Origin of the sequence: Pelotomaculum schinkii (assembly GCF_004369205.1) — a bacterium.
Taxonomy (GTDB): Bacteria; Bacillota; Desulfotomaculia; order Desulfotomaculales; family Pelotomaculaceae; genus Pelotomaculum_C; species Pelotomaculum_C schinkii.
The window spans coordinates 97,038-119,880 of the sequence record NZ_QFGA01000004.1; the positions used below are offsets into that span (position 1 = coordinate 97,038).

Here is a 22,843-nt window from a genome sequence, read left to right on the forward strand (position 1 = left end):
TGTCTTTCTGAAATCTTTCATCTTTAATCAATGACCAACGACCCCACGGCTCACGACCCACGACCAAAATGCTATCGCCTTCCTTTTGTCCACCGGGAGATGGAAGGAGGGGAACGAGTGTTAGAATTTAACGCTACAGTACTGGCGCAGATATTTGATTTTATAATTTTATTAGTTTTCTTGCGCTTAGTTGCTTATAAGCCGCTGGCTAAGCTTTTGGCTGACCGGTCGGAACATATTGCCAGCAACATCGCCGCTGCCGAACAGGAAAGGCAGCAGGCGGAACAATTGAAAGCGGGCTACGAGGCTGAAATGCGCCGCTCCCGCGAGCAGGCCCAGGAAATTATCCAGAAGGCTACCAAGGCCGGTGAAGACCAGGCTTTGGAAATCATTGAAAACAGCAAAAAAGAGGCTGCCAAGATTAAAGACGCCGCCCTGGCGGAAATTGAACGTGAAAAGCAAAAGGCGATTGCAGAACTGCGTGACCAGGTTGCTTCCCTGTCCGTACTGGTTGCTGGTAAGATCATTGATAAAAATATGGATGACCAGATCCAGCGCAGTTTGATTGATAACTTTATTAAAGAGGCAGGGGAACTGCAATGAGGGGCCCTGTAGCGGGACGTTACGCGCAAGCTTTATATGATATTGCATCTGAGGAGAAAACCTTACCGAAGTACAAGAGCATGGTCGACAGGATTGAGTCCGAACTTAAAGAGGTCAGAGGCATCCTGGACGAAAACATTGAACTGCAGAGGCTGCTTTACCACCCGCAAATCACCGCTGCAGCCAAGAAGGAATTATTAGACCAGCTTTTTAAAGGGAAAATATCTGAAGTCACGGGTAACTTTCTTGCCTTGTTGGTAGATCGCCGGCGGGAGACTTATTTTGGCGACATTGTCGATGAGTTTGTGGCATTGGCCAATGCTGACCGGGGCATCATTGATGCCAGGGTAACCACGGCGGTTGAGTTGAACGATGCGGAAAAGGGCGAACTGAGCAGCATCCTGGCCAGGCTGACCGGTAAAAAAGTACAGACCTCTTATGCTGTTGACCCGTCTATCATAGGCGGGGTTATAGTGCGTATGGGGGATAAAATTATAGACGGCAGTGTTAAGACCAGATTGACTACCCTGAAAGATCGCCTGAAGGCAATAAGTTAACTAGATAGGGGTGAACCAGTGAATGAATTTGCGACCTGAAGAAATCAGCTCGATTATTCGGCAGCAGATAGATAAGTACCAGGCCCAGATCGAGATGACGGATGTCGGTACCGTAATCAATGTCGGTGACGGTATCGCCCGTGTATACGGCTTGATGGACTGTATGTCCATGGAGCTGCTGGAATTCCCCGGCGGTGTGCTGGGGATGGCCCTCAACCTGGAGCAGGACAACATCGGCTGCGTTATTCTCGGGCCTTATAAGCATATTAAGGAGGGGGACACGGTCAAGCGCACCGGCCGGATTATATCCGTACCTGTAGGTGACGTCCTGATCGGCCGTGTAGTCAACCCCCTGGGCCAGCCGCTGGATGGCAAAGGACCCATTAACAGCGACAAATTTAACCCGGTAGAGAAAATCGCCCCCGGTGTTATGTTCCGTAAATCGGTGCACCAGCCTCTGCAGACCGGGATCAAGGCTATCGACTCTATGATTCCTATCGGCCGCGGCCAGCGGGAACTTATCCTCGGTGACCGCCAGACCGGTAAGACCGCCATCGCCGTTGACGCTATCATCAATCAAAAAGGCGGGGATGTCATTTGTATTTATGTGGCTATTGGACAGAAACAGTCTACTGTGGCTAACGTAATGCAAAAACTGCAGGATACAGGGGCTATGGACTATACCATCATCGTTTCCGCCACTGCATCTGACCCATCCCCGATGCTCTATATCGCTCCATTCGCCGGGGCAGCTATTGGTGAAGAGTTCATGGCTCAGGGCAAACATGTCCTGATTGTTTATGACGACCTGTCCAAGCAGGCTACCGCTTATCGTGAAATGTCACTTCTATTGCGCCGGCCGCCCGGACGTGAGGCCTATCCAGGAGACGTATTCAACCTGCACAGCCGGTTGTTGGAGCGTGCCTGCAAGCTGTCCGACGACCTTGGCGCAGGCTCCATGACGGCTCTGCCCATTATCGAGACCCAGGCTGGCGACGTTTCCGCATATATTCCAACTAACGTTATCTCCATCACCGACGGCCAGATCTTCCTTGAGCCCGACCTTTTCTACGCCGGTGTACGGCCCGCTGTTAACGTGGGTATCTCGGTATCCCGTGTGGGTGGCTCCGCACAGGTGAAAGGCATGAAAAAGATTGCCGGCAGCCTCCGCCTTGACCTGGCCCAGTATCGCGAACTGGCCGCCTTTGCCCAGTTCGGTTCCGACCTGGATAAATCTACCCAGGCCAGGCTGACCCGCGGCGAGCGTATGACGGAATTGTTAAAACAGGGACAGTACGTACCTATGCCGGTTGAAGAGCAGATCATGAGCATTTATGCCGCTGCCAATGGTTATCTGGACGATATGCCGATAGAAGCGGTACAACCTTTTGAAGCGGAATTGTTGAAATTCATGAAGGCTAACAAGCCCAGTATAGGTGAAACCATCAGAAAAACCGGAGAATTTGCAGCTGTTGAAAAAGAACTGCGTGCAGCCGTAGAAGAATTCAAGAGTGGTTTCAAAACTGCACGTGGCCTGTAGTAACAGAAGTCGGAGGTCAGAAATCAGAAGTCAGAATAAAAAGAATTCGCAAAGCGAATTCCAACTTAAATCCGACGTCTGACATCTGACGACTGACGACCGATTTTAAGGTAGCGGCTTTGGGGCATCAAGTTTTAGACCTGCTGCCGGCTACCTACTGCCGAATGTAAAAGGTGGTGAAAAAGTAGATGCCAAATTTGCGAGATCTTCGGCGCCGTATCAAAAGCACCCAAAACATGCAGCAGATTACCAAGGCCATGAAAGCCGTTTCGGCTGCTAAAATGCGCAAGGCACAGGAAGCTGTGACACTTGCCAGACCGTATTCCAAGCGGATAAAAAGTGTTCTTGGGCGGGTAGCCGTGGCCTCCGCTGGGGTTAATAACCCGCTGTTGGAGGTGCGCGAGCCGAAGAAAGCAGCATATATCGTTATATCAGCCGACCGGGGACTTTGCGGCGGCTTCAACAGCAATGTGATCAAACGTGCGACCCAGGAACTTAAGGCAGCGAGCGCAGAAGTAAGCCTTGTTACCATCGGTCGTAAAAGCCGTGACTTTTTTGTGCGGCGTGGATTCAATATCGCCAAGCAGTACATTGGGTTGGGCGACGACATCAAATACGGCACGGTAAGGGAAATCGCTTCCTATGTGATTGATAAGTACTCGAACCAGGACTATGATGTGGTGTACCTGATTTACAGCCAGTTTGTCAATGTGCTGGTACAAAAGCCGGTTGTCGTAAAGCTGTTGCCGGCCGAGCCGCCAACAGAAGCAGAGGGTGCCGACGAAGCGAAGAAGGTCTCTTATATTTTTGAGCCCTCGCCTGAGGCGGTACTGGCCGAGTTGCTGCCCAAATACATTGAGAACGCTATTTACCAGGGGCTTTTAGAGACGAAAGCCGGTTTTTACAGCGCTCAAATGACAGCCATGGAAAACGCCACAAAGAGTGCTTCAGAAATGATCGACAACCTTACATTGTCCATGAACCGAGCCCGCCAGGCCCAGATCACCAAGGAAATTTCCGAGATTGTCGGCGGCGTTGCGGCTTTAGAGTAACACAATTGTTGCAAAATTACGGGATTAACAGTGAATGGATCTACGTAAGTGTGAATGCATTCACCCAAGATATTAATTCCTGTAAATTCGGATCGTGGTTTAAGTTGTTGTGAAGGAGGTAAGAGAAGCGAATGAACGTTGGTAAAGTTGTGCAGGTTATCGGCGTTGTGGTGGACATCAGCTTTCCACCCGGCCAGGTGCCTGAAATTTATAATGCCATCAAAATTAAGAGTGACAAGGAAGACATGTTCGGCAGGAAAATCGACCTTACCCTGGAAGTAGCCTCACACCTGGGAAACAACATGGTCCGTACCGTGGCCATGTCCGCTACCGACGGTCTGGTACGGGGCATGGAGGCTGTAGATACAGGCGCACCTATTACAGTTCCGGTAGGCAGGGCTGCTTTGGGCCGGCTTGTCGATGTTCTGGGTGAACCTATCGATGGTAAGGGACCTGTAAACAGTGACATGAAATATCCCATCCACCGTCCGGCGCCTCCTCTGGTGGAGCAGTCAACCAAGGTGGAGCAGCTTGAAACCGGTATCAAGGTTATTGACTTGCTGGTTCCCTTCTTAAAGGGCGGTAAGATTGGACTGTTTGGCGGCGCAGGCGTAGGCAAGACCGTTATTGTTCAGGAGTTAATCAATAATATTGCCAAACAACACGGCGGTATCTCGGTGTTTGCCGGTGTGGGTGAGCGTACCCGTGAAGGAAACGACCTTTATAATGAAATGACTGAATCCGGCGTTCTGGACAAAACCACGATGGTGTTCGGCCAGATGAACGAACCGCCGGGCGCCCGTCTCCGGGTAGCTCTGACCGGCCTGTGCCTGGCAGAGTACTTCCGTGATGAAGAAGGCGCCGACACGCTGATCTTTATTGACAATATCTTCCGTTTTACCCAGGCCGGCTCCGAGGTTTCGGCGCTGCTTGGCCGGATGCCTTCTGCGGTGGGTTACCAGCCGACCCTGGCCACTGAGATGGGACAGATGCAGGAGCGGATTACCTCGACCCAGAAAGGTTCGGTTACCTCAGTGCAGGCCGTTTACGTGCCAGCCGATGACCTGACCGACCCGGCCCCGGCAACCACGTTTGCCCACCTGGACGGCACGGTTGTTCTTTCCCGCCAAATTTCCGAGCTCGGCATTTATCCGGCAGTGGATCCGCTCGACTCGACATCAAGGATCCTTGACCCGCTGATCGTGGGAAATGACCACTATGCTGTTGCCAGGGGTGTTCAGAAGGTGCTCCAGCGTTACAAGGAACTTCAGGACATCATCGCTATTCTTGGTATGGAAGAACTTTCAGACGATGACAAGCTGTTGGTGGCCCGCGCCCGGAAAATGCAGAGGTTCCTGTCGCAACCATTCCACGTGGCCGAAGCCTTTACCGGCAGGTCCGGGGTATTTGTTTCAATTAAAGATACTATTCGCAGCTTCAAGGAGATCCTTGACGGCAAACATGACGATTTGCCGGAGGATGCCTTTTTCTGGGCGGGGAGTATAGAAGACGTTGTGGAAAAAGCCAAAGAATTAGCCGGTTAATAGAGGGGAGTGCGCAATATGTCGGAAAAAAGCCAACGACTGGAAATCGTAACTCCTCAGAGAAAGGTATTCAGCGAGGACGTGAAATTTCTGGTTGCGCCCGGGACTGACGGCGAATTGGGTATCCTGCCGGAGCACGCCCCGCTTATTACATCTCTTAACATCGGCGTCCTGAGAATTCAGCAGGACCGCGACTTTATCAAGGTTGTCGTAAGCGGCGGATTTATGGAAGTCCGCAACAGCAGGGTTACGGTCCTGGCCACCTCGGCTGAGAGGGCTGACGAGATCGACGTAGCCCGGGCCGAAAAGGCCAAGAAGCGGGCCGAGGACAGGCTGGCCGCAAAAGCCGCCGACCTGGACGTGCTGCGGGCGGAGCTGGCTCTTAAGCGGGCAATAATGCGCTTAAGAGCTGCAAACGACAAGTAGATTACTACTAAAAAAGAAGATTTACCCTACCGGACCCGGAGCAATTTGCCCCGGGTATTTTTTTATTTCGTATTGCAGTAGAAATAATTGGAAATAATAGAGTATAAATATAATGCTGTACTTTTGGAGGTTACCACTTATGCTGAGAGTATTTCTCAGGGACTGTCCCCCAAAAAAGAAGTATATACTTGCCATGCTGATTGTCCTTATAGTTATTGCCCTGGCGCTGGCTCCGACGGGCCTGAAGATGTTGGCGTCATACCGGGAAGAGCGTTCCCTGATGGATATGATGAGACTTAGCGGAGCCGAATTGCAGTCTGTTAACGTAACCGGTTGGGCAAGAGTTGATGCTCCGGAGGAAATGGCCTTGGAAGTTTTGGTCAATCATACCGCTGGGTTGTTAACACTTGAGGAAGGACGGCCCATGGAAACGTGGGAGAACGCATACGCCAGGGGTGTCAAAGTCCAGGGAACCATGCCCGGAGGCGCCACTGGAGCAGTTCTTGGCCAGACCATGGAACTCTTGCAAGGCCAAAAAGTTACTCACTTAATGATCAGCCTTGGAACGGAGGCCGGTAAAGCCGGCTACTATAAGGAAAAAATCCGGCAGGCTTTAATAACGCAGAGCGCTGACGAGTACGTGGCCCTGACTTACACCGGGAAAATCAACTGGGCGTTAAACCAGGAGGAATTGTTGACCAGGGCTGAGGAAGTCATGGCCGGGGCCGGCGCCACCATTCAGGAAAAGACGGTCAAAGATAACCTGGTCAGCCTTACCGGACACAGCGATAACCTGCCTGACGGTTTGAGCTACGACGGCAAAGAGGTCAATCTTAACGTGGCCTTTCGCAGCAATATCCAGGAACAGGCCACCTATGTATACGTGGCTTCACCGGTAATTTATACGGAATATTAAGGCGGAGAGTATTTTGGAAAAACTGATCGTACGCGGCGGGGCCAGCCTTAGAGGAACCGTGAAGGTAAGCGGCGCCAAAAACGCAGTCCTGCCCATTATTGCAGCGTCTCTGTTGTCGGAGTGCGCCTGTACGCTGCAAGATATCCCCAATCTCGCAGATGTAGCCAGCATCTGCAGGGTTATTGAAAAATTGGGCGCCCGAGTATGCCGTGGTGATAAGGAAATAAACATTTCTGTCCCGGACCTGAAACAAGTTGAAGCCCCGTATGAGTACGTGCGCCTGATGCGCGCGTCTTTTCTGGTGATGGGGCCGCTTTTGGCCCGGGCCGGCAGGGCGGTAATGCCCTTGCCGGGTGGCTGCGCCATCGGTACCAGGCCAATCGACCTGCACTTGAAGGGTTTTAAAGCGCTGGGAGCTAAAATAATATATGGCCATGGCTGTATCGAAGCGGTAGCGGAAAGGCTCAAGGGAAGCCAGATATATCTTGATTTTCCAAGTGTCGGCGCCACAGAAAACCTGATCATGGCCGCCAGCCTGGCCAGAGGCGCCACAGTGATAGAAAATGCCGCGGAAGAACCTGAGATTGTAGACCTGGTTAATTTTTTAAACGCTATGGGCGCCCGCATCAAAGGGGCGGGCACCAAAATAATCAGGGTGGAAGGGGTACCCAGGCTCAGCGGAACCGTACATACCGTAATCCCGGACCGGATCGAGGCCGGCACTTTTCTGACGGCGGTGGCCATAACCGGAGGAGATGTGCTGGTTGACAACGTCATCTGCGACCACCTCAAACCTGTTACCGCCAAGTTAAGGGAGGCGGGGGTAAGGGTGGAAGAGAATGAAAACTCCATCAGGGTTTCGAGCGACAGCGAACTGCAGCCCGTTGACATCAAGACCATGCCCTATCCGGGCTTTCCCACCGATATGCAGGCCCAGTTGATGGCTGTTCTTTGCCTGGCCAGGGGAACCAGTATGATCACCGAAACTGTCTTTGAGAACCGGTTTATGCACGCCAATGAACTCAAGAGAATGGGGGCCAGGATAAAAATAGAAGGCCGCACCGCGGTTGTGCAGGGGGTGCCCCGGCTGACCGGCGCCCCCGTTAAAGCCACCGACCTGCGGGCAGGAGCGGCGCTGGTGTTGGCGGGTCTGGCCGCGGAAGGCCGCACGGAAATCGGCAATATATTCCATATCGACCGTGGCTATGACCGCCTGGAGGAAAAGCTGAGGGGCTTGGGCGCTGATATCCAGAGGTCGGCAGTGGTTTCCTGAACCGTTCCCAAGGTAGCCGCCCATACCAGCCGGCGGCGCCACATAATCGTGAAAGCACCAAACGATGCAGGTGCAATCAATCGCACACGGCGCGCCGGCGCCGGACTTGGGTAACTAACGTAATTTCTGTACGAAGGATTCACACCTGCATTTTTAAGGATTCGCTCTGTGGGCTTAAGTAGCTGTATAGTTATTTTCTAAGGAAGCAAAAGAAAGGAAGCAAAAGAACCGTCCCCCTGCTTCCTAATGATTTTGTCAGTTGATTAACCAATTTATGGTATAATATGCCAGTCCTTAAAATATACATTTATTACTAATGAGTTAGGTAACGGGGTGTCCCCTATGCGCCGGTTGACAATAGGTTCCCTGCTGCTGGCAGCTGCCCTGCTGTTTATTCTTCCCCATTTCATGAACAGGCAGTCGCCTGCCAAGTTCGGTTACGCAACAAGTACGGTAAGGTTGTACCTGCACCAGGAAAATAAGATCAAGAAGATACAGTTGGAAGAGTATCTGATTGGCGTGGTGGCTGCGGAGATGCCGGCTGAGTTCCCGCTCGAAGCCTTAAAGGCCCAGGCCGTTGCAGCCAGGACCTACGCCGTTAAACGCATGGGTACCGGGGGTGTGGCCAATCCCCTGCACCCGGGCGCTGATCTCTGCGATGATCACCGTCACGGTCAGGCCTGGCTGTCCAGGGAGGAGCTGAAAGAGCGCTGGGGTACCTTGTATTACTACAAATATTTCTACAAAGTGAAAACAGCGGTGGATGAAACCAGGGGGGAGGTCCTGACTTATCAGGAGCAGTTAATCGACCCGGCTTATCATGCTGCCTGCGGGGGTAAAACTGAGAACTCGGAAGATGTCTGGAAGTTCCAGGTCCCCTACCTGCGCAGTGTCCCCTGTCCTTACGAAGACGACCCGCAATCGGTGCAAGCAGTATCCATCAGTTTGGAACAGGTAGACCAGGCGCTGGGTACAACACTGGCAGCCGTACCGGCTTCAGGTAACAAAGCCGCGGGTGAGATGAAGGTGATCGAAAGGACGTCTTCCGGCAGGCCGAAAACCCTGGTTGTCGACGGCCAGCAGTTTCCGGCCGTATCGGTCAGGGATCTCTTGGGCTTGCGCTCAACCAATTTCACCTGGAAGCTGCAGGACGGTTCTATAACCTTTACCACCACCGGCTATGGCCATGGAGTAGGTATGTGCCAGTACGGAGCCAAGGGGATGGCCGAGCACGGCTACACTTACCGGACCATCCTGGGGCATTACTACAGCGGGGTGGAAATAACCGGCCTTGAAAACTAGGCGCCGCCGCTAACCGGTGCCCTCATGAAAACAACATGCTGCGCTGCCTTTTGCATGCGGTGCAAATTTACCGCACAAATGCTGCATTGGGCGGCAAAATCCTAATCCTATTGCTTTTCACTTGTTTTCGTGCTACACTTATTTGCGTGGAGGTGTTTTGAGTGGAGTATCAAAATATAACGCTATCTTTGCCCAAGGATGTCTTGCTAAAAGTAAAACATATTGCCGTAGAAAAGCAGATCTCGGTATCCGGTCTTTTGGCCAGGACATTAGAAGATATGGTCAGGAAAGAAGATTCTTATAAAAAAGCGCGTCAACGCCACATGGCTATTTTAAGTAATGTTCCCAACCTGGGGACAAATGGCAGTATAAGCTGGTCAAGAGGAGATATTCATGAGCGATAATCCGGTTTGGCAGTTCGTAGATACAAATATTCTGGTTTATGCTCATGATAGCGCCGCAGGATATAAGCACAACCAGGCCAAAACACTTATCGGTGAGCTTTGGAATTCCGGCTATGGTTGCCTTAGCATTCAGGTACTACAGGAGTTTTATGTGACAGTAGCGCATAAAGTACCCAATCCGCTACAGCCGGAGATAACCGCCAGGATCATTTCGGATTTATCGCAATGGCGGCTGCACGTACCGGATGTGGATGATATCCTGGAAGCCATTGATATTCAACAACGAAACAGGTTGTCCTTTTGGGATGCTATGATCATATGCAGCGCCAAAAAATTGGGCTGTACCGTGCTTTTGACCGAAGATCTCAACAATGGCCAATTTTATGAAGGCGTTAAGGCGCAAAATCCATTTATTTAATCCATTTCGATAATGACCTTATTTCCTCTAGCTTCTCCGGGGAGTATAAGCGCCGTTGTTGACCACCGGGCCGCCGCCATCCGGTGGTTTTATGCGTTTTTTAAAGGTTGCGGCCAGCAGCGCGCAAAGTATCGCCATAGCGGAGAGCGCCAGGGCGTGGACCTGGATGGCCTCTAAACCCAGATTTTTCACGGTTACCAGTCGCATGGCTTCCGCCATCCAGCTGTAAGGCAGAATTGCGGTCAGTCCGTTCACCAGAGACGGGATTTGGGTCTTGGGCCAGACGTAGCCGGAGATGATGAAAAAGGGAACGGAAAGGAGCATGATGTACCTGGTCACCTGCAATGAGTTAGCAGCCCGGACGGACAGGTAAAATCCTGCTGAGATAATGAGCGCAGCAAAGATTAAACCCATAGCCCCCACCAGCGGCATAGAGCCCTCGACTTTTACGTGCAGCAGGCGGTAGATAAACCATATCAACAGGCCAAAGTTCAACATGCTGCTTAAAAAGTATGGGAGCGACTTGCCCAAAAAGATTTTCCAGGGAGGAACCGGGGCGGCCAGATACTGTACCCAGGTATTGCGCTCCTTTTCCCTGGTAACGGTAAGGCTGACGCATAAAAGACAGATCTGGTGAATGATTAACACCACCAGCCCGATTAACATATAGGTGGTATAGCTGTAGGTGGGGTTGTACCAAACCTCGATATTGCAGGATACGGTGTTTAGAATATTGTTGATTTCCCGCGCGGGAAGTCCCAGCCCGGCCAGGAAGGCTGCGGTGTGGGCGGCGCTGAAACTGTTCACCACTTCCATCGTGTACTTGCGGATATTAAAGCCCCAGATCAGGTTGGAGGCGTCATATACTGTGAGGATCGCTGTTTGCCTGTGCTGGGCTACATCTGCCGCAAAATCCTCAGGGATCACCACGCCGGCCCGTACGGTCCCGGTTTTCATCCCTTCTTCCAACCGGGCATAGCTGTCTACCTCATGGATCACCTTAAACCGTGGGCTGTTGGCAAAGGCGTCGGCTACCTCGCGGCTTAAGGGGGATTGGTCCAGGTCCACAATGCCCAAAGGAATATCGGTTAGAACGGCCGAAGCGTAAACGATCCCGAACAGGACGGCGTACAGCAGAGGTACGGCGAATACCATCAAGGCGAGGATTTTGTCTTTGAAGACCTGTCTCATTTCAAATATAGCGATGTTTAATATCTGCCTCAAACCAAAAGGCCCCCTAGTTCCTGGAAGTTATTATGGCTGCTGTACCGTAGCATACCAGGGCGATCACGATCATTGCCAGAAAATAATGAGATATAAAGCCCCAGCCGGGATTTTTAAAGGTCAGGTAATTAAGTCCTTGAAAAAACCAGGTCTGCGGCAGGACCTTGACCAGCTGCTGGAGGTAGTGCGGCATGGCCTCAAGGGGCCAGGTATAGCCGCACAGGACAAATGACGGCAACGCAATAATCATGCCGAACCTGGAAGCGTTGACGGCGCTGTTGGAGAAACTCGACATCAGGGTCCCGATGCTGTGCAGCGAGACGGCAAAAACCAGGGTGAACAGGAAAAGCAGCCGGAAACTGCATTGCAGGGGAAGCTTAAAGATGTAAAAGGACAGGGCGTAAATGGGGAGCGCCATGATCATAAAAGCTGCGATGTGCGCCACCGACTTGCCGGCGAACAACTGCAGTTTTGACACCCCCATCGCTTTTAGCTGAAGCCGGCTATTCATGCCGGTTTCACCGATTACGTTCATGCAAGCGGCCAGCATGCAGCATTGCTGCCAAAAATTGAGAGCCAGCGCCAGTACCAGAAAGTAGGCATAGTTTAAAGCGGGGTTGAACCATCCCTCTTCACGAAAGGTGATTGACTGGTAGGCCTCCTGGGCCTCGGTCAGTTGAATGCCGCGGGCCACCAGGGTTTTAACGCCGATCTTGGCGCTGATGGCGCGGGTGACCAACAGTACGGCGTTGGTGGCGTTGGTGGCATAGGCGATATTGCTGCCGTCAATCATAATGGCGATATTGCTCTGGCGGCCCAGGGAGGTGTTTCTGGCAAAATCTTCGGGGATAACGATGCCGACAGTTACGCTTCCCCCCTGGAGCAGCTTTTCAGCCTCGGCAAAATTTTCCGGGAAAGCTACAACTTTTAAATACTCCGTGTTTCTGAATTGGTCGCTCAGTTCCCGGCTGGCCGTGGACCGGTCGAGGTCGACGACCGCTGTGGGAATCGCCTTGATCACCGGGGCGCTGTAGGTGGCGTAAAACAGGATTAGCCCCAGCAAGGGGCCGATTAACAGTATGTAACGAAGGCTGCGATCGCGCCACATATAGAAAAACTCACGCCGCATGATGGCCAGGCACTTTTTAGGCATGGCTTCCACCCGGCTGCGCAAAATTGTCCAGTCGTTGGTTCTCCCAAACCCTGCGGGCTTCTTCCGGTTGGTAGAAAGACAACGCGCCGTCCTCCAGCCAGCCGATCCGGCTCATGGAAGCGCAGAGGCTGATATTGTTGAAGGCCCAGATGCAAGTCCCTCCGCCTGCCAGAAAACCCGTCAGCTCATTGGCGATAACAGCGGTGGAAAAGGGATCAAGGCAGTTGCTTAAATCATCGGCAATTAATAACGACGGGTTGTTGAGGAGGGCGCAGGCCAAAGCCAGGCGCTGGTAAGGGCCTGGTTTCAGGTCGTGCAAGGGCTCGCTTAAGAAATCCTGCAGCTCAAGGCGCCGGATGAGGTCAAGGGCACTCTCACGCCGGCAGCCTTTAAGGGTGGCGATGAAATCAAGGTTTTCCGCCGCGTTCAGGTCTTCAAACAGGCTGGGCTGCTGGGTTACCAGGCCCAAAGCTTTTTTGAAGCTTTCTCCACGGCGGATGTCCTGGCCGAGAATTTCCACACTTCCCGAACTGAACCGGTCAACGCCGGCCAAAATATGCAGCAGGGCTGTTTTCCCGGCTCCCCTGGGGCCAAAAAGGCCAAACAGCTCCCCTCTGTAAACTTCCAGGTTAAGGCCGTTAAGCAGGATTTTTTTTCTGCTTTTCTGGACCAGGTCTTTTACTTTTACTATTGGTTCCACGCTATTCGCCCTCCTCGACCAGCCTCACCCGGGCGGTCATGCCGGTCTTTAAGACCAGGTCCGGGTTGGGGACGTCCACCTTTACTTCAAAGCTGCGGACATCGTGCTCGTACTGGTCGTTGACCGCCCTGTGCACGGCAAAATCCCCGGCGTTGTTAATCCAGACCACCTTCCCCGGTATCACCTGGCCGGGCAATGAATCCACCGTCACTTCCGCAGCCTGGCCTAGTTGGACACGCCCTATTTTGTTCTCGGTGATGAAGATTTTAATGTATGTATGCTCAACATCGGTGATTTCCAGGACCGGAGTCCCGGCATTGACCATCTCGCCCTGTTCAAGCAGCTTTTGGGTAATATAGCCTGATATAGGCGCCTTTAAAAGGGTGTTGTCCAGATAAGCCTGGGCCTCCTCAACAGCTCCCCCGGCCTGGTTGCTCTGGGCTACGCTGGCTTCATACTGGGACTGGGCGGCTTCTACCTTCAAACGCGCGGACAGCGCCTGATCGAGGCCGCTTTGTGCCTCGCGCAGCTTGTTTTGGGCCAGGTCAAAGTTGTTTTTGGCGTCATCAAAACTTTTATTGGATATAGCGCCGCTGTCGTGCAATGCCTGCGCCCGTTCAAGCTGCTGCCCGGCGTCGGTCACGCCCACTTCCGCCTGCGCGACCTTGGCCCTGGCCTGCTCTATGGCGGTCTCCACCTGCTGGCTGGTCAGAGGCACGGAACTGCCGGCCTGTCTGGCCTGCGCGCTGGCAGCCTCAAAAGCTCCTTTGGCCTGGATCAGTTTGGCCGTTAATTCGCGGCTGTCGAGGGAGGCCAGTTCCTGCCCCTGTTCGACCCTGCCGCCCTCGTCAACCAGGAGGGCGGCTATTTTGCCGGGGACTTTGAAAGAAGCCATGACCTTCTTTGCTTCAACGGTCCCGGTGGCTGTCAGGCTGTCATGGTCGCTGTTGACAGCGGCTTGATGTTTGGCCTGGAAAATGAAGAGAAATATTGTTGCTGTGATGATAAACAAAAATATAACGGAGACGGCGGCTTTCTCCCGTGTGATTTTGGCAAAGGCGTCCGGTAACATGCGAAACTCCTCCATCTTATATGTAGTAAGGAATTCGGGATGTCGTAAGGCATAGGGCGTAGGGCGCAGTTAGGGAGGTCTTTTAGCCATTAATTTTCCATATGTTAACACAACGTAAAAAGATGTTTTTACGCCTGACGCCTTATGCCTTACGCCCATTTTCAGCGGCAGATCCCGTTAAAAAAGATATCTTCGAGGGCAAGGCTGGCCGGTTCGAGCGGGATCCCTCGGGAGTAGCTGAGGTAGTGAAATGCAGTAATGGTAAGCATGCCGAAAAGGGCGGAGGTGATTATTTCCGGGTTTACGGGCCGAAAAACTTTCTTTGCAATCCCTTCCTCGAGTACGTTGCGGAACACCTGCAGGCACTTGGCCAGCATGTCGGCCAGAATTTCCCTGCTAAAGTCGGTGCTGCCCAATTCTTTTAGAAAAAGAAAGACCAGGTCTTTTTCTTTTTCGCAGAAAATGAAGTGACCGCGGATTAGTTTTCTAATTTTATCCTGTGGGCTGGCAGGGCTTTGGGCAGCTTTGGCGAGCTGCTCGTGAAAAAGGTCGATTCCCTCCCGGATAATGGCCAGGTATAGCTCCTCTTTGTTCTTAAAGTAATAATAAATAGTTCCCTTGGATACGCCGATGGCTGCGGCAATTTCCTCGACGGTGGTTTTATGGTAGCCCTTTTTGGTGAAAACCCCTGCCGCCGACTCAAATATATACTGTCTGCCTTCCTTTCCCCCTTTAAAAACCTCAGTAAATGGCAATTGACTCATATAGCGTACCCTCCCGTATCTGACTGACCAGTCAGTTATATTTTAAAATATTCCAAATCTGCCATAAAGTCAAGATCAAAACTTTCAAAAGGGGTCAATTGAAGTAGGCTGATACCCGAAGAATAACCATTCAGCACACAAAATGGTACCCAACAAACGCAGGTGCGAATTTATTCGCACCTATATTTTTAGGGATTCACTCTGTGGGCTGAACATCTGTACAGTTGTTTTCAGTACAGGAAGCAAAAGAACCGTCCCCCTGCTTCCGTTGCCCACGCCGCGATAGAGGCATCTATATCTAACAGCTCTTTCAGGAAATACCTTCTAGGCAGGTTCTTCTTTCAGCGGCGCATTTCTTCCCGGCCGGCGCATATATATCTAGAAGGAAGTTGGTACTAAGGATCTCATTCAAAACTTTGCATTATTTACGACCTCCAACTTCCAACTTCCATAATGCAGGAGGTTGGGTAAGTGCAGGAATACATACAAAAGCGGGTACTGGATATCTGTGTCTATATTTTGGAGACCCAGGCCACGGTCAGGCAGGCGGCTCAAGTATTTCAGGTCAGCAAAAGCACTGTGCACAAGGACATGACCGAGAGGCTGCCTTCGCTCAATAAACAGCTTGCCCAGGAGGTCAAAACAATCCTGGAGTACAATAAAGCCGAGCGTCACCTGCGGGGCGGCGAGGCGACCCGGAGAAAATATAAAGATTTGGCATAGTCTAGCACAGGAATTTTGTATATTGGAGTAGAATATTACCTTTTGCTGAGCCGTGGAACCTTTAGACAGGCAATCCAGGCTGCTGCTTTGGATTTTCGGTCTGGAGGACGGGCTCATTTCTTTGTAAAGCGAAAGGGGACAGGCTTATGATCGGCGGAACAGATATTGGGGTTGACCTGGGTACGGCAAATGTGCTGGTTTACGTTAGAGGGAAGGGAATTGTGCTGCAGGAGCCGTCCGTTGTAGCTATGGACAGGGACAGCGGGCGGGTCATCGCAGTGGGCGCCGAAGCCCGGAGGATGTTGGGAAGGACGCCCGGCAACATTATCGCCATCCGGCCCCTGCGTGACGGGGTAATTGCCGACTATGACGTCACCGAAAAGATGCTCCGTTACTTCATCAGCAGGGCCGATGGAAGCCGCAAACTATTTTTCCGGCCGCGGATCATGGTCTGCATCCCCTCGGGTGTAACCGGTGTTGAGGAACGGGCCGTGCGTCAGGCTGCTGTCCAGGCTGGAGCCAAGGAGGCCCACCTGATTGAAGAACCCCTTGCAGCGGCGCTCGGGGCGGGGGTGGATATTTCACAACCCAGTGGTTCCATGGTTATTGATATAGGCGGCGGGACCACCGATATTGCCGTGCTCTCACTGGGGGGCATTGTCTGCAGTAAATCACTCCGGGTAGGCGGAGACAAATTCGACGAAGCTATCGTGCGGTATATCCGCAAAGAATATAACCTGGCCATCGGTGAGCGGACGGCCGAGGAACTGAAAATGGAAGTCGGCACGGCCCACCTCTCTGACGCAGCCGACAAACAGATGGAGATCAGGGGCCGTGACATGCTTTCCGGGCTGCCCCAGGGGGTTGTGGTCACCCGCCGCCAGGTGCATGAAGCAATCAGAGAAACCCTGGATCTGGTGGTGGCCGGGGTCAAAGAGGTGCTGGAACGGACTTCCCCTGAATTGGCTGCGGATATTATCAACAGCGGCATTATCATGACCGGCGGCGGTTCCCTGCTCGACGGCATAGACCGCCTGATCAGCCAGGAAACAGGCCTTCCCGTCAACATCGCCGAGGATCCCCTGTCCTGCGTGGCCAAAGGCACCGGCCTGGCTCTCAACACCCTGGGTGTGCTCAGCGCCGCCGGCAAAGGCAAGGGCTATAAAAAGATTGTATAGCAGCCGAATAATGATTAACTAAATTAACTAAATTTTTTCGTGAACCAGGAGATCCCCAAAGTCCGTCGAAAGTATTAGGGTAGTTGTTTTGTGAAACAACGGACCTTTACATAGAAAGCTTTGGGGGTTTTTATGCGCTTTTTGACTTCTGTCAGGGGAAAGGCCCTGGCTGTGCTTTTGGCTTTGACGGCCTGCCTGACCCTGATCACTCTTTCCGGTTTTTCGGCGCCTGTACATAACGCAAACCCGGTTTCTTTTCTCAATGATCGCGCCAGGGATATAACCGGCGCTACGGCCGTAAACGTCCCGGACTTTGTTGTGCCTGGCGGCCTTACAGGAGAAGGCCAGATAGTGGCCATAGCCGATAGCGGCCTGGACACCGGACGCCTGGATGATATCCACCCGGATTTACAGAGCGTACCGGGGAAAATGCCCAAGGTCGTTATGTTAAAGTCCTGGGCCGGGCGGGATACCCCGGATGATCCCGACGGGCACGGGACCCATATGGCCGCTACCATTGCAGGCACGGGAGCCGCTTCCAATGGGAAATTCCGGGGCGTCGCGCCCGGCGCAAGTATTTATTTCCAGGGCATCCTGAACAGTGAAGGCCAACCGCAGCCGCCGGACAACCTTGAGGATTTGTTTTGGCCGGCCTATTCCGCCGGGGCGCGCGTCCATGTGGACGCTTGGGGTAGTGGGGCGGACACCTACGGTAATACTGCCGCCCAGGTTGATAAATTTGTGCGCAGCAATCCCGATTTTCTTGTCGCCTTTGGCGCGGGGAACAGCGGACCTGCGGCATCAACCATTACTACCGAAGCTAACAGTAAGAACGCCCTGGCGGTCGGCGCTTCCGAACTGCCACGGCCGGCTTTTGTAGCGGGCGCCGATGATTCCATGGCGCCAGCTGATTTTTCTTCCCGCGGACCCGCCGGGGACGGCAGGATTAAGCCAGAACTGCTGGCTCCGGCCACAGCTGTAATATCCGCCCGTTCCCGGCTGGTCGATGGGAATATGCCCGGGTACCCGGACTATACCCGCATGCAGGGAACAAGCATGGCCGCCGCGGTAGCCGGCGGCAGTGCGGCCCTTTTGCGGGAATACTTTAATAAAGAAATGAAGATGCAGTCACCCTCGGCGGCGCTGTTAAAGGCAGCGCTCATTAACGGCGCCCGCTCCCTTCCGGAAGGTCCCTCTCAAGATGGCTTCGGTATCATCGATATGGCCGGGACAACCATCGCTCTGAAAGAGGGCGCCTTCCAGATTAAAGATGAATGGATGGGGGTGGCCCAGGGAGAAGGACTGTCTTACAAATTCACGGTTACCGACACCACGGCTCCTTTTAAAGCCACTTTGGCCTGGACCGACCCGGCGGCGGAAGCCGGCAGCACCCATACGCTGGTCAATGACCTGGATCTTATTGTGCAGACTCCCGACGGGAGAATGTACTATGGCAACCATTTCCTCGGGCGAAACAGCCCGGATCGGATTAACAATGTGGAACAGGTTTACCTTCCCTCGCCGGCGCCCGGCGAATATACTGTCCGGGTGGTAGGGACCGACGTCAATCGCAGTGTCGTAAGCGGTAGTTCCGTGGCTTTACAGGATTTTGCGCTGGTCTGGGGGCAAGCCCCGGCACAGGGAGTGGTGAGTAAGGTTAATGAAGGTTACGTGGTTCTGGAACAGGGCGGCTCGTTCAGCACCTCTCAGTTGCCGCTGGTAAACCTGATCGACGACCAGATTGCTGTTTCCGACCAGGCCCACCTGTTTCCGGGGGCTTTGGTTTACCGTACTCCAGGGAAGGTCTATCTTACGGCACGGCTCTGGCGGGCGCCCGGCGCAATGGTGCTGAGGACAGCGAACGGGATCATCTTCACAGAAGCTAACCAGGACATAAGGACTGGCGGCTATAATCTGGCCGATGGGCAGGAAGTGCTGGTTAACGGGAAAGCCGGTTCGCCTGTAGAGCTGCCGAACGGTGTGGAAGTCAGCGCTACAGTAAACCCTTTTGACCAAAAAATTCGGCAGGTAAGGGTTTCCTACAATGAACAGGAAGGGATCGTTGCGGCTGTTCTTACTGAAAAAGGCGAGAAAAAGTTGTTGCTGGAGGGTTCAAAGAAATCCTATCCCATTTCGTCGAAGGCGGTCTATTCTTTCGAGGACAGCTATATCAACTCGCAAACGGAGGACCTCCCTTTCGGGACCGGTGCCCTGGAAGAGCTGGTGGAAATTCTGCCCGGTATGCCCGTCCGTATAGAGATTGCTCCTTCCAGCGGCCAGGTGGAGTATCTGGCCGTCAAGCGGCAGGTCGCACTTGGCACGGTCCGTGAAACGGTTGCAGCCAGGGGCGAAGTCCGGCTGGAAAACGGGGCTTTTTTCAGGCTGCTGACCGGAGCGCCGATCAAGAAGGACAAGGCGGACGCGTCCTTTAACGATATCAGCCCCGGCGACCACGTGGCTCTGATTGTTTTGCCTGATACCGGTGAAGCTATAGGGTTGGCGGCTTACAGCAATGTTATTTATGGTAAGGCCATTGAATTCACCAAGAAAAACAGGACACTCTATTTTTTGGGTGACGACGGTCAGTATCATTCGCTTTACCTCACCCCGGAGGCAGTAATTTATCGCTGGGGAACCAGGACCAACGAGGTGTCCATAGCGCCCGGCGGCAGGGTCAGGATCACCACCGACCCTGGCGCCAAAGAAATCTGGCAGTTGGACATAGCGGACACCTTTTTCGCCAACGGGATCTTCTCAGACTACGATGCCGCGGCCGGCACGATCACGGCAGGTGAAAGCGCCTACCTGGTTTCCGGCGCCACCCGCTATAGAAAAAACGGTTTCTCTGTACACCCGGAAGACTTGCGGCCGGGTGACAAAGTTACGCTTGAGTATACCGCAGAGCTCTCGACCGGCTGTTACGTCCTGGTTTCAGTGGATGCCGCTGGCGCCGGCGCTTCGCCGCCGCTTTTTTCCTCCATGCTTCCCCTGCCGGAGGGGCTGGCGGTGACCGGCAGTACGGGAGCGGGTAATACCGTTTACCTGTGGGGTGAGGATGGTTCCAGCCAGGACATAGCTGTGGACAGTTCAGGAAGGTTCAGCTTCTCCCTGCCGCGCAATGATAAGGACGGATACGATTTTACTTTGGTGGCGGTTGATTGCGGCACGGGTAACGTCGCCGGGAGAAGAGTAGACTTGCCGGGCGGGCTTTGGAACGGCGGCTTTGATGCGGCCAAGATTATTGCTGAAGTAATGGGACAAAACGGGTATACAGGCTTTCTGGACGAAGTTGCGATGACCCGCGCTCAGGTCGTTGCCGCCATTTCGATGTTTTTGAACTGGCCCAAAGGCGGCGCCCGGCCTATTGACTTCAAAGATGCCGCAGATATCCCGCTCACCTGTCGGGACGCGGCAGCTGAAGCCAAGCTGAGAGGGATCTTCAGGGGCGGGCCTGATGGCAGCTTTCTCCCCCTGAAAAGCCTTACCCGCGCTGAAGCCGCCGTGGTGCTGGCTGCCTTGCTGCGCGACCTGGGTGTTCAGCCGTCCAGACCCGGTGTTCTGTCCTATATGGATGCCGGGAGCATCCCGGCCTGGGCTCTCCAGGCCGTTGGCGAAATGGCCGCCACGGGGCTGATGCGGGGCCGCACGGACGGCGCCTTTGCGCCGGACGCTCCGGTGACAGCCGGTGAGATGGCAAAGATCATGGACCGCCTGTTGGAATACTTTGCAGGACGTCAGCCGCAGGAACGGACAGCATATCAAGAGGTCCGGCAACCTGGGACGGATATACAACGAGGCTAAATCTGTCCCGGTCTATCTTAAACCTGTCTACAGTAAATTGGAAAAGTTCGCCCGTCGTTTTTGGCGCTATTTGACAACCACTCAATTTTCCAATTCATTCTATTACTAAAAATATATAGATAAGAAAGGCCGGGCAGGCCTTGCTTCCTCTACGGAAATCCTGGGCTTTCGGGCCGTGCGCGGCTTGGTCATGGTCTGAGGCGTTTCAATTCAAATCAACCGGTTTTCCAGGATCCCCCATGCCGGCGCGGAGCAGGATTGCGCCACGGGAAGGCATATGGTAGAATCACAAGGAGGAACTATTAGTGTTCCTCTTTGTTTTTGGGAATATAAAAAATTTTGCGGAGCCTCTGCGCGGCCGGAACTTTTCCGGTATGCCTGTGTCTAATAAGGTAAGCGGGAGGTTCTGCGTTATCAGGAGTGGCTTCCGTGCACGATACCAGTGCCCTGGTAAGAAAAGCGCAATCAAATGATCCGCGCGCCTTCGAAGAGTTGGTGAGCTTTTACCAGAATAAAGTTTATAAGCTGTGCTACCATCTTGCCGGGAACCAGGATGACGCGCAGGATTTGTCTCAGGAAGTCTTTATCAGGGCTTATAAGGCATTGGGCAGTTTCCGCAACGAGGCTGATTTCGGTACCTGGCTGCACCGGATTACATTAAATATTTGGTTGAATATTAAACGAAAGAACAGCCGCAAAATAGTCTCGCTGGATGAACCCTACGAGTCCGGAGACGGCAGTAATATGCAGCGCGAGGTGGCCGCTTTGGACGGTGACCCGCTGGAGGCTCTTGAGGAGAAGGAATTTCACGGGCTGGTCCAAACAGCTTTGAGTAAATTGACCGAGGAGCACCGGGCGGTGCTGGTATTGCGGGAAATAGAGGGATACAGTTATGAAGAGGTCGCGTGTCTGCTTGGCTGTTCGCTGGGAACCGTAAAGTCCCGCCTCAGCCGGGCACGCGAGGTGCTGCGACGAGAGATGATGGAATTGGGGCGGCATGTCGACTTAGACGTGGCTGCCGCCAGGGAGAGAAGGTGAGGGCGTATGGATTGCCGCACGGCTGAAAGATTGATATCACTGCAGCCGGACGGCCAGCTTACCCAAGCGGAGAGTTTTGAGTTGGCCGCGCATATTGCGAATTGCCGGACTTGCGCATATGAACATTTGCTGCAAGAGCGGCTTTCCAGAACCCTGCGGGAAATTGGCCGGGCCGAGATCGAGGCCCCGGTCGAGCTGCGCAGTTCGGTTATGAACAGGCTCAAGCAGGAGCGCCGGAGTCTGTTGAAATATATTCCCGCCGCCTGGCGGAAGTCTGTGGCGGCAGCGGCGGCGTTGCTATTCATTGCAGGCAGTTCCGCGGGAGTCACGGCGGGGATTTGGAGAATGGTCGGCGATGGCGGTAAAATGGTAGTTCTGGAACCATCTCCCCCTGCTGTTTCGGCTGATGACGGTGGTGAGCACGTGGTTCCCGGCAACCCTGACGAAGCGGCCGGCGCAGGGACGGGCGGCGCCGTTGACAGTCCCGGAGTTCTCCAGGATGGAGGCGCTTCAGGAAGTTCGCCCGGCGACATTCACGAGAGTGAAGCCGGCGGCACAGAAGCCGGCCCGCCGGCAGGCGCTCCCGGCAAAACCGAGGTGGCTCAATCCGCGCCTGGCGGAGAATTCGAATTTTGCCATGAAAGCATGAAAGTAACCAAAACGTCTTTGATGTTGACAGTCAACGACATAGATTCCGCCAGGGGTAAAGCTGTTTCAATAGCAGATGCTTCCGGCGCCGCCAGCCAGGTTTTTTCGGAGCAGAACAATGGCCGGCCGGTGTTGGTGATGAGGATGACGGTCGCCTCCGATCAGGCTTCCGGGCTGATCTCTAATCTTGGCCAGGTGGGGGCGGTGGTCGACCGGCAGGACGAAAGCTCGGATTTAACGCCTCTTTATAATAAGACGCTAATTGAATACAATGATTTACTGGCTCGTCAGAGTACGGTACAGGACCCCGCGGAACAGCAAAAGATGGAAACCCAGGCCGCTTCGTACGAGCAGCAGCTTGCCGGCTGGAAAGAAGAGGCGGGCAAGAGGGTCGTCATGGTCCGGCTGGAAAGCAACTAACTGAAAATAACCGCATACGCCAAGCTGTTCAAAAGCCGGTTGAAGCGCCGGCTTTTATTGTTCCCGCGCGAAGACCGGCAGCATGGC

Annotated in this window: 21 protein-coding genes; 16 read left to right on the forward strand and 5 right to left on the reverse strand. The window is 53.5% G+C overall.

The window, feature by feature from the left end; translation table 11 throughout:
* Window positions 1-117 precede the first annotated feature (117 nt).
* From atpF to Psch_RS19570, 11 genes are all read left to right on the forward strand, one after another.
* Entirely contained in the window at window positions 118-603 is a 486-nt protein-coding gene (gene atpF / locus Psch_RS19520) for a F0F1 ATP synthase subunit B (protein ID WP_243120412.1), read from the forward strand.
* Window positions 600-1,160: a F0F1 ATP synthase subunit delta gene (locus Psch_RS19525; protein WP_134216718.1), complete on the forward strand. Its 561-nt coding sequence runs from the start codon at window positions 600-602 to the stop codon at window positions 1,158-1,160. The genes atpF and Psch_RS19525 overlap by 4 nt, the downstream gene beginning before the upstream one ends.
* Before the next feature lie 22 nt (window positions 1,161-1,182).
* Window positions 1,183-2,700, forward strand: coding sequence for a F0F1 ATP synthase subunit alpha (gene atpA, locus Psch_RS19530; RefSeq protein WP_190259405.1), 1,518 nt, complete (start codon window positions 1,183-1,185; stop codon window positions 2,698-2,700).
* Window positions 2,701-2,888: 188 nt separating this feature from the next.
* Window positions 2,889-3,752, forward strand: a complete 864-nt coding sequence (gene atpG, locus Psch_RS19535) for an ATP synthase F1 subunit gamma (RefSeq protein ID WP_134216716.1) — start codon at window positions 2,889-2,891, stop codon at window positions 3,750-3,752.
* Between the two features lie 131 nt (window positions 3,753-3,883).
* Window positions 3,884-5,296, forward strand: a complete 1,413-nt coding sequence (gene atpD / locus Psch_RS19540; protein ID WP_190259406.1) for a F0F1 ATP synthase subunit beta — start codon at window positions 3,884-3,886, stop codon at window positions 5,294-5,296.
* An 18-nt stretch (window positions 5,297-5,314) separates the two neighbouring features.
* Entirely contained in the window at window positions 5,315-5,722 is a 408-nt protein-coding gene (locus Psch_RS19545; RefSeq protein WP_190259407.1) for a F0F1 ATP synthase subunit epsilon, read from the forward strand.
* Between the two features lie 139 nt (window positions 5,723-5,861).
* The gene (locus Psch_RS19550) at window positions 5,862-6,638 is read left to right on the forward strand and encodes a YwmB family TATA-box binding protein (RefSeq protein WP_190259408.1); all 777 of its coding nucleotides are present in this window, start codon (window positions 5,862-5,864) and stop codon (window positions 6,636-6,638) included.
* 13 nt (window positions 6,639-6,651) lie between these two features.
* On the forward strand, window positions 6,652-7,911 hold the full coding sequence (gene murA, locus Psch_RS19555; protein ID WP_190259409.1) for a UDP-N-acetylglucosamine 1-carboxyvinyltransferase: 1,260 nt from the start codon (window positions 6,652-6,654) through the stop codon (window positions 7,909-7,911).
* 342 nt (window positions 7,912-8,253) lie between these two features.
* On the forward strand, window positions 8,254-9,213 hold the full coding sequence (gene spoIID / locus Psch_RS19560; protein ID WP_190259410.1) for a stage II sporulation protein D: 960 nt from the start codon (window positions 8,254-8,256) through the stop codon (window positions 9,211-9,213).
* Between the two features lie 161 nt (window positions 9,214-9,374).
* Window positions 9,375-9,617: a CopG family transcriptional regulator gene (locus Psch_RS19565; protein WP_190259411.1), complete on the forward strand. Its 243-nt coding sequence runs from the start codon at window positions 9,375-9,377 to the stop codon at window positions 9,615-9,617.
* The gene (locus Psch_RS19570) at window positions 9,607-10,035 is read left to right on the forward strand and encodes a PIN domain-containing protein (protein WP_190259412.1); all 429 of its coding nucleotides are present in this window, start codon (window positions 9,607-9,609) and stop codon (window positions 10,033-10,035) included. The genes Psch_RS19565 and Psch_RS19570 overlap by 11 nt, the downstream gene beginning before the upstream one ends.
* A 27-nt stretch (window positions 10,036-10,062) precedes the next feature.
* Here the strand turns inward: Psch_RS19570 and Psch_RS19575 are convergent, their stop codons facing one another.
* The 5 genes from Psch_RS19575 to Psch_RS19595 form a co-directional block, all read right to left on the reverse strand.
* On the reverse strand, window positions 10,063-11,259 hold the full coding sequence (locus tag Psch_RS19575) for an ABC transporter permease (RefSeq protein ID WP_190259413.1): 1,197 nt from the start codon (window positions 11,257-11,259) through the stop codon (window positions 10,063-10,065).
* A 13-nt stretch (window positions 11,260-11,272) separates the two neighbouring features.
* Complete coding sequence (locus tag Psch_RS19580) at window positions 11,273-12,412, reverse strand: ABC transporter permease (RefSeq protein WP_190259414.1); 1,140 nt, start codon at window positions 12,410-12,412, stop codon at window positions 11,273-11,275.
* Window positions 12,405-13,112, reverse strand: a complete 708-nt coding sequence (locus Psch_RS19585; protein WP_190259415.1) for an ATP-binding cassette domain-containing protein — start codon at window positions 13,110-13,112, stop codon at window positions 12,405-12,407. Before Psch_RS19585 ends, Psch_RS19580 begins: the two co-directional genes overlap by 8 nt.
* Before the next feature lies 1 nt (window position 13,113).
* A complete protein-coding gene (locus tag Psch_RS19590; protein WP_190259416.1) occupies window positions 13,114-14,184 on the reverse strand; it encodes an HlyD family secretion protein in 1,071 nt (356 codons plus the stop codon).
* A gap of 161 nt (window positions 14,185-14,345) precedes the next feature.
* Window positions 14,346-14,948, reverse strand: coding sequence for a TetR/AcrR family transcriptional regulator (locus tag Psch_RS19595; protein WP_190259417.1), 603 nt, complete (start codon window positions 14,946-14,948; stop codon window positions 14,346-14,348).
* Between the two features lie 471 nt (window positions 14,949-15,419).
* Between Psch_RS19595 and spoIIID the strand changes: the two genes are divergently transcribed.
* From spoIIID to Psch_RS19620, 5 genes are all read left to right on the forward strand, one after another.
* Window positions 15,420-15,671, forward strand: a complete 252-nt coding sequence (spoIIID, locus tag Psch_RS19600; protein WP_134216705.1) for a sporulation transcriptional regulator SpoIIID — start codon at window positions 15,420-15,422, stop codon at window positions 15,669-15,671.
* Between the two features lie 146 nt (window positions 15,672-15,817).
* Window positions 15,818-16,849, forward strand: coding sequence for a rod shape-determining protein (mreB, locus tag Psch_RS19605; protein ID WP_190259418.1), 1,032 nt, complete (start codon window positions 15,818-15,820; stop codon window positions 16,847-16,849).
* 132 nt (window positions 16,850-16,981) lie between these two features.
* Window positions 16,982-20,650, forward strand: coding sequence for a S8 family serine peptidase (locus tag Psch_RS19610; protein ID WP_190259419.1), 3,669 nt, complete (start codon window positions 16,982-16,984; stop codon window positions 20,648-20,650).
* 429 nt (window positions 20,651-21,079) lie between these two features.
* The gene (locus Psch_RS19615; RefSeq protein ID WP_190259420.1) at window positions 21,080-21,688 is read left to right on the forward strand and encodes an RNA polymerase sigma factor; all 609 of its coding nucleotides are present in this window, start codon (window positions 21,080-21,082) and stop codon (window positions 21,686-21,688) included.
* Between the two features lie 6 nt (window positions 21,689-21,694).
* Entirely contained in the window at window positions 21,695-22,756 is a 1,062-nt protein-coding gene (locus tag Psch_RS19620; RefSeq protein WP_190259421.1) for an anti-sigma factor family protein, read from the forward strand.
* Window positions 22,757-22,843 lie beyond the last annotated feature (87 nt).